The 6199-nt window shown below is 61.7% G+C and carries 5 protein-coding genes and 1 pseudogene; 5 read left to right on the top strand and 1 reads right to left on the bottom strand.

Annotated features, from left to right (window positions below; genetic code table 11):
* The first annotated feature begins 390 nt into the window (after positions 1-390).
* The 5 genes from KUA11_RS16170 to KUA11_RS16155 are packed head-to-tail and all read left to right on the top strand — an operon-like array spanning position 391 to position 5218.
* On the top strand, positions 391-1389 hold the full coding sequence (locus KUA11_RS16170; RefSeq protein WP_217411998.1) for a DUF3991 and TOPRIM domain-containing protein: 999 nt from the start codon (positions 391-393) through the stop codon (positions 1387-1389).
* Positions 1386-2066 carry a hypothetical protein gene (locus KUA11_RS17595; protein WP_254454995.1) on the top strand — a complete coding sequence of 227 codons (681 nt, stop codon included), beginning with the start codon at positions 1386-1388 and terminating at the stop codon, positions 2064-2066. Before KUA11_RS16170 ends, KUA11_RS17595 begins: the two co-directional genes overlap by 4 nt.
* Positions 2063-4120 (top strand): ATP-dependent helicase, encoded by a 2058-nt coding sequence (locus KUA11_RS16165; RefSeq protein ID WP_368041048.1) that lies wholly within the window; start codon positions 2063-2065, stop codon positions 4118-4120. Before KUA11_RS17595 ends, KUA11_RS16165 begins: the two co-directional genes overlap by 4 nt.
* 1 nt (position 4121) lies before the next feature.
* Complete coding sequence (locus tag KUA11_RS16160; RefSeq protein ID WP_217411994.1) at positions 4122-4340, top strand: hypothetical protein; 219 nt, start codon at positions 4122-4124, stop codon at positions 4338-4340.
* Positions 4337-5218: a DNA/RNA non-specific endonuclease gene (locus KUA11_RS16155; RefSeq protein ID WP_217411992.1), complete on the top strand. Its 882-nt coding sequence runs from the start codon at positions 4337-4339 to the stop codon at positions 5216-5218. Before KUA11_RS16160 ends, KUA11_RS16155 begins: the two co-directional genes overlap by 4 nt.
* On the opposite strand, the pseudogene KUA11_RS16150 reads toward KUA11_RS16155, so the two are convergent.
* Positions 5215-6174 (bottom strand): annotated as a pseudogene (locus tag KUA11_RS16150) (IS481 family transposase). The gene KUA11_RS16155 and the pseudogene KUA11_RS16150 sit on opposite strands and share 4 nt — an antisense overlap.
* Positions 6175-6199 lie beyond the last annotated feature (25 nt).

Genomic DNA, 6199 nt, shown 5'->3' with positions numbered 1-6199 from the left:
ACCCTTCGGGCTCAGGAACGCACGCGGCGACAAGGCGTGGCTGCGTTCATCGCAGGGCTACGCCCCGCGCTGCCCGCATCCCCACCTCGCTTGCCTGCATTCCACCGGTCTTGACACCTCGGGCTCGCGGACGTCGTGGCGTTGGCAGGACGGGACGAGAAAAACGTCAGACCCCGACCCCTTTCAGCGACAACATCGGGGGCTGCGCTGCCCCCGAACCCCCGCAGGACGAACAAGAAAAACAATATTCTGTGGTCGTTCCGTCAATACAGTTCGGTGTCTTTTCCTGCAAATAAAGTCATTTATTTTGGTCTTTATGTACTTGGAGCGGTGCGCGTTCTGTACTAACCTTTTCTTGTATTCAGGATGTATCAGCAGCGGAGATCTCCGATGATCCAGCGTCAGACCGATGAGCAGGCGCGCGAGGAACTCGTGCGGTTTCGTGAAGAAATCCGCTGCGAGGTCGTTCTTGAGAAGGCCGGTTACAGGCTCGATAAAACAGCCAGCAGTCGCAACAACCAGAAGTATCGTCGTGGTAAAGGCGAAAGTATTGTCGTCAACCATGGCGGTCGCGGCTGGTGGTCGCCGCACCATAACGCGACCGACAAGGGTGCGAAGGGTTCGGTCATCGACCTAGTGCGCTTCCTCAATCCGGGGATGTCGCTCGGTCAGGCGCGGCAGGAACTGCGCGGACTGCTCGGCGTCGCTCCAACCGGGGCGACCTACGAGCACGCGCCCCGCGAGGAGCGTCCGCGCCGCGATCCCTCGGTGATGTGGAGCCGTCACCCGGTGCTTGCGCGCGGATCGGCCGCTTGGACTTACCTCACGCTCACCCGCGCCCTGCCTGAAGGTCTCCTCGCGCACGTGGCCCGCCAGGGCGTCCTGCGCGAGGGCATCAAGGGGACTGCGTGGTTTGCTCATCACGACAACAACGGAGCGCTCACCGGGATGGAGATGCGCGGCCCGGAATACCGGGGTTTCTCCTCGGGTGGTGGTGGCAAGCGGCTGTTCCGTTTCCGGACAGACGAAGGCACGCGCCCTCTGCGTCGTCTGGTCATCTGTGAGAGCGCGATCGACGCCCTGTCGTTTGCTGCGCTCGACCATGCCGTTTTCCGGCAGGGCACGCTCTACGTCTCCACCGCAGGCGGCCTCGGACCGGACGCCTGGGCGGAACTCAAGGCGCTGATGGCCGCACTCCCGCAGGCGCAGGGGCGCGTGATCGCCGCCGTGGATGCCGACGGTCAGGGCGACCGTTACGCCCAGAACTACATCGCAATGGCTGAGGAGCTGGGACTGTTGGCCATGCGCCTCTCCCCCGATGCCAACCTCAACGACTGGAACCGTGTCCTTCAGGACAAACGTGCCAACCATAAGGAAAATGCAGCATGAGCCCGACGTACGACTGTCTGACCCGCCAGCTCCCATGGGAGGCCGCGACCCTTGATGCGTGGTTCCGACATGAAAGAGGACGCGCCCTGTGGACGAAGACCGGCCTTGCCGGGCACCCGCGTCACTATCTGTCCTGCACCGACGGTCTGACCGATGTTCGGGGTCTCATCATTGGAGGAACACATACCGGGCGAACGGGGTGGGATGCCGAGGGAGTGTTCCGCATATTCACTGAAGATGAGCAGATTGGCGTGATTGACGGCTGGAAGGCGCAGAATCTCGAAATCGAGTATCGGCCCGAGGTAATCGGTCAGGTATTTCCTTCAGCCGGTGTTGTGCCGTGCGGTGACAATACGGTCCAGAACCTGTTCATCACATCCCGGCTCAGCATGATGTTCGGTGCCAGCGCTGAGGCGAGACAGGTCTGGGCAGCCCATGTCCAGCGCGTTTACGGGCAGGGCAGGGCGGCCGAAGACGAATTTCATGTCCCCCGGCAGCTTGTGTGGATTGGTGAGGACGATTACCAGGCGGCGGCCCTTGTGCTCGACGGCACATGGATCGACGAGCTGGTCGGGTTCTCGACGTTTCGCCCGATGATCGTGCTGGTGGAGAACGGGCACGTGGTCCGGGTGGACCCGGCGCACGAGTTGATCCTCAACGCGGAGCGGATACGGTGAGCGCGCAGGCGGGACTGGCCGCGATCCTTGAGCCTCTCACACCGTCCCAGCGCGAAGCCGCGCTCGCCGAGGGACGGGTTCTGGTCCTTGCGGGTGCTGGAACGGGCAAGACCAAGACCCTGACCGCAGGTGTCGCCACCCGTATCCGGGCGCGCGGTATGCTGCCGGCTCGGATTCTGTGCGTGACCTTCACCAACAAGGCGGCCGCCGAGATGCGTGAGCGGATCACCGGCGTTCTGGGTGAGGGGCAGGCACCGACCTGGCTGGGCACGTTCCACGGTCTGGGTGCCCGTCAGCTGCGCGCCGAGCCCGAGGTGGCCCATCTGCGATCGGGCTTCGACATCCGTGACGCCGACGACAGTCTGGCCATCATCCGCAGGATCATGAAAGGGCTGCCGGAACATGAAGTGCCGGTGCCCGAGGACGGCAAACGCTGTGACGCTCGCCAGATCAAGAAAATGGCCGAGCGGATCGGGCACATGAAGGACGAACTCGTGCGTCCCGAGGAGGCGTGGTCATGGGTGGCGGCCCTGCTGGCGCGGCGTCGGGCCGCGCATAAATGGGCGGACGAAGAAGGCTGGACCTTCGCCGTCAGGCTCTACGGTCTGTATCAGGCGACCCTGCGTGAGCAGAATGCGGCGGACTTCGGCGATCTCCTGCTGTGGCCGACGCTGGCGCTTCTCAATGACAAAACCTACCGTCGGCGCTGGTCTGAGCGGTTTACGGCCGTGCTCGCCGATGAATTTCAGGACGTCAATCACGGCCAGATGCTCTGGCTGAAACTGATGTCGGAGCATTCCGGCGAACTCTTCTGTGTCGGTGATGATTCGCAGAGCATTTATTCTTGGCGCGGCGCGAAGATTTCTTTCATTCGCAATTTCCAGAAGACCTTTCCCGGCGCAACACTGGTCAAACTGGAAGAGAACTTCCGCTCCACCGGCCGTATTCTTGCCGCCGCCAATCCGGTGATCGCCTTTGACGAGGGCCGCATCCCCAAGACGCTCTATACGAAGCGCGATGCCGGCGAGCTGATCGAGGTGGTGGACTACGGATCCGGTGAGGCGGAAGCGCATGGGATCGCCGCCGAGATGGGATGCCGGGCGGCCGATGGCGTGGCCTGGCGCGATATGGCGATCATTTACCGCCAGAACAGACTCTCCCGGGCACTGGAAGAGGCCTTGCTACATGCCCGCATACCCTACGAGATCATCGGTGATGTGGGCTTCTATCACCGGGCCGTGGTCAAGGACGCGCTGGCTCTTCTGGTTCTCTCCGGCTGCCCTGAGTCCCGCCAGTCCGACGAGGCGTTCCGCCGTGTGGCCAACCTTCCCAAACGTGGCCTCGGCGCCAAAGGCATGGGGGAAATTGAAAGGGAGGCTCTCGTCCGTGGTCTGAGTCTGTTTTCCGCCGTGGAACATACGGCGCTGCCGCCCAGGGTGAAGGCCAGCCTGACGGAGTTCTGCCGGGTCGTGCGTCTCATCGGCATGGACCCCGAGCTGCGTCTGTGTGAGCGCATCGAGCTTCTCGTGGACAAGACAGGCTACAAAAGCATGCTGCGCGATCTGGGCACCGACGAGGCCGAGGACGCACTGGGCAATCTCAATGAGCTGGTCACACTCAGTGAAGGGTTTGTCCGTACACAGGATCTTCTGGAACACGCGGCGCTTGCGACCTCGGGACCGAAAGAAACAGGTGGAGACAGGGTGCAGCTGATGACCATGCACCGCGCCAAGGGGCTTGAGTTCGGGCATGTGTTTCTGCCCGGCTGGGAGGAGGCGGTGTTTCCCGGCACGGGAGAGCGCAATTACGAGGAAGAGCGCCGTCTGGCCTATGTGGCCCTGACGCGGGCGATGTATCGCGCGACCATCACCTGGGCGGGGTTCCGGCACGGCATGCGCTCGGATCGGTGCGGCTTTGTGGACGAGATCCCGCTCGAGCATCGTCACGCGGGCTGGTTACGTAAAGCGCAGCAGGGCGAGGCGACCGGACAGGGGCTCGGCCCGTCATGGCAGCGCGCGCGGGCGCAGATGGACGCATTGGGGCTGGGGTTCTGAGATGAGCGACAACGGCTATTCACTCCCTCTCGATCAGGCTCCCCAGCGCAAGCCTGTTTACCGAACACGCTCGGGCTGGGCGCATGACTGCGAGATCTGCGGCAAGGGCGCGCCTTTCGGGTTCGATCATCCTCGGGGCGGGATGCACTGGTTCTGTTCCGAACATCGGGAGCAGGGCGAACGGAAGGATGAATCTGTGTTAAAGAGGCCGTCGGCATGAACCGCGCGTCAGTTCTTGCGGGGCTTGTGCTCGGCCTTTCGCTGTCTTCGGTCGCCCACGCCGAGGTCATTTCCTGCGCCCCGCAGTTTCCGGGCGGAATACCCCCCGCGGTCGTGGACGAGACCCTGCGCAGCGGCACCGTCATGCTGTGCAGCCATGGCTACGCGGTGCTGGATTCCGAGCGCACGCGCGGACCGCTCTGGGCGGCGGAGTATCTCTCCGAGGAGAATTTGGAAGTGGCGGGGAGCACGCCCCGGCGCGGCAGTTTCTATCCCGATGGGCGGCTTCCGCTCAGCATGCGGGCTGAACTCGCTGACTTCAAATCATCTGGCTGGGACCGCGGGCATATGGTGCCGTCTGGAGACGAAGCTGGCCTGTCGTGGCAGGAAGAGACCTATGCGCTCTCCAATATTGTGCCTCAGACAGCGAAACTGAACCGGGGTGCCTGGGTCGGGGTGGAGAGTGCAGTGCGCGGTCTCGCGGATCGTGACGGTGAACTCTATGTCGTCACCGGACCGGGCTACGATCCCGATGATGACCGGACCATCGGGCCGGACCGGATTCCGGTTCCCGCGCTGACATGGAAGGCAATCTACGATCCGGTCGCCGAGGGTACCGGGGTGTACGTGTGTCTCAACACCGCCACGCCGCAGTGCCGCGTCATCTCGGTCGCCCTGCTCACCCAGCTTGTGCGGATCGACCCGTTTCCGGGTGTGCCGGCAACGGAAAAGGACCACGTGATGGCGATGCCGCCCATTGGAGACAGTCCTTATGCCATCGAGCACGACGCCAGCGCGCGCGGGCTTTTGCGCGAGTGGGCCGCGCCCAAGGTCCAGAAGGCGTTGCGTGAGTTGGTGAAGGCGATGACCGCGAATTAGGTGTTTAGTCCCGTATTTTGATGGGTTGGATTGATGATGAATCTTTCTGGCTCTGAAGTCCATATTTTGCAGACGTATTCGTAAGGCGTGAGGCCATTCAGGGTCTTGAGCCTTCGCCCGAAGTTATAAGTCGCCATGAAGTCGTTGAGGCGGATCTTCAAGTGCTCATGGCTGTCGTAATGGAAGCGCTTGACGGTTGCCTCTTTGCTTGTCCGGTTCATCCGTTCAACCTAACCATTGGTCCACGGATGATTGGGTTTCGTCAGACGATGTTCGATCCCGTGGGCTTCGCAGATCATGTCGAAGCGCATGGCACGCGACCACGCTGTATTTCGATTACGAGGCTGCTCAGCGAACTGGATTCCATTGTCGGTCAGGATGGTATGGATCCGGTAAGGGATGATGCTCAGGAGATGTTCGAGAAATTCCCAGGCTGTCTTCCGATCAGCTTTCTCGACCAGTTGTGTGACAGCGAATTTGCTTGTCCGGTCGATGGCAACGAAGAGATACAGCTTACCTTCAGCGGTCTGGACTTCCGCTAGGTCGAGATGAAAGAACCCAATCGGGTAGCGTTTGAAGCACTGGCGTTTGGGCTTGTCTTCCTCGGTGTCCGGCAGTCGTGAGATCTCGTGACGCTGAAAACAGCGATGCAGAGTCGAGCGTGTCAGATGGGGGATACTGGCCTGCAGGGCATAAAAACAGTCATCCAGCGGCAGTAAAGTATGGCGTCGAAACGCTACGATTATCGCTTCGTCCGTCTTCGAAAGGACCGTTGATCGCGGCTCTTTAGGACCTGTCTTCTGATCTTCGACACTCTGTCGCTTCCGCCACTTTGCAACGGTTTTCGGGTTGATTCCGAACTCCTCGCTCAGCGTCGCGAGCGAAGCCTGCGATCACTGTATTGCAGCTCGCATGGCGTGCGTCGTCGTGGCGCTACCATGGCGTATCTGTCCCATAATGCTTCCCTCCACTCACGTGAAA

The sequence above is a fragment of the Acetobacter estunensis genome (assembly GCF_019083805.1).
GTDB classification, from domain to species: Bacteria; Pseudomonadota; Alphaproteobacteria; order Acetobacterales; family Acetobacteraceae; genus Acetobacter; species Acetobacter estunensis_A.
Note: the sequence above shows the minus strand (reverse complement) of the source record. Positions and strands in the feature narration are given on the sequence as shown.

What these genes read in the sequence shown, in the direction of transcription:
- KUA11_RS16170 (WP_217411998.1), top strand. Translation starts at nt 391, where the DNA reads ATGATCCAGCGTCAGACCGATGAGCAGGCGCGCGAGGAACTCGTGCGG.
- KUA11_RS17595 (WP_254454995.1), top strand. Translation starts at nt 1,386, where the DNA reads ATGAGCCCGACGTACGACTGTCTGACCCGCCAGCTCCCATGGGAGGCC.
- KUA11_RS16160 (WP_217411994.1), top strand. Translation starts at nt 4,122, where the DNA reads ATGAGCGACAACGGCTATTCACTCCCTCTCGATCAGGCTCCCCAGCGC.
- KUA11_RS16155 (WP_217411992.1), top strand. Translation starts at nt 4,337, where the DNA reads ATGAACCGCGCGTCAGTTCTTGCGGGGCTTGTGCTCGGCCTTTCGCTG.